1 protein-coding gene and 1 pseudogene are annotated in these 877 nt (G+C 47.5%); both read right to left on the bottom strand.

The window, feature by feature from the left end:
- Positions 1–296 (bottom strand): DUF2254 family protein (locus ACKLKD_RS27895; protein WP_142375462.1); only part of this gene is annotated, 296 nt, incomplete at its 3' end.
- Positions 297–358: 62 nt separating this feature from the next.
- Positions 359–877, bottom strand: a pseudogene (locus ACKLKD_RS27890) (choline transporter); the annotation flags it as partial.

The raw sequence follows: 877 nt of genomic DNA, 5'->3' as shown, positions 1-877 counted from the left end.
ACGTCTTCAACAACTAAACGCGTAGCTCTGGGAGTCACATTAGTAGTGGCTGAACCGTAGGCTGTGACCATGATACTCAACGAAAAAGTGGTCACTGCCAGCATACTCGATGCCAGTATGTTCAGAATGTTATCGACTGCTTCCGCACCAACCTTCACGGAAACCGACTCAGGTATCATTGATTTAAAAAGAATTGATAAAAGGGCCGTTATTATCGCGACAATGGCGAATAACGTTGCCCTGAACCATAGCTTTTTAAATGTCTGCTTCAGAATCCATTTCCAGCGTGAAATCATTCTGCATTCCTCATATTGCGGCCGGGATAAATAATTGCCGCCCCCAGGACGGCATGTTGCTGTTAACGAACCAGGTGCAGGAAGTGCAGATGTTTTTCGTACTGGTCCAGTATGTCATTAATCAGCTGCTCCTGGTTCCAGCCCATCACATCATAATTTTGACCGCCTTCTTTGAGATATACCTCAGCGCGATAATATCTATGTTGTTCAGTCTGCTGCTCATTATTATCCATCGCGGCGAGCGCGAAGGTCGGTGAGCTATACCCGCGAAGCCTCACTTCATATATAAAATTCAGCTCGTTACCCAAATCGACTTCAAGACGAATACGATCGTCGACTGCGTCACTGATGTGGCTTATCGTCCCCTGCTTGTTCAGCTCTTCCTGAACCAGCGTCATGGCGGGGTGGATGACGTCGTCCATAAAACGTTTCACAAGAGATCGCTTCGGCAGATACGCGATATTGCGTAACCTTCTCTGCCAGGGAATTGGGTTACGTGCAGCCGTAGGAGCAATTGTCGCCATGCTCAGGCTTTCACGCTTGGTCAAATCCCGGCGCAAAGCTTTTAAAAGTCCGTATAT

Source organism: Klebsiella sp. 10982 (assembly GCF_048589245.1).
GTDB lineage: Bacteria > Pseudomonadota > Gammaproteobacteria > Enterobacterales > Enterobacteriaceae > Klebsiella > Klebsiella quasivariicola.
The sequence above is the reverse complement of the archived record's forward strand: the minus strand, read 5'-3'. Positions and strand labels throughout refer to the sequence as shown.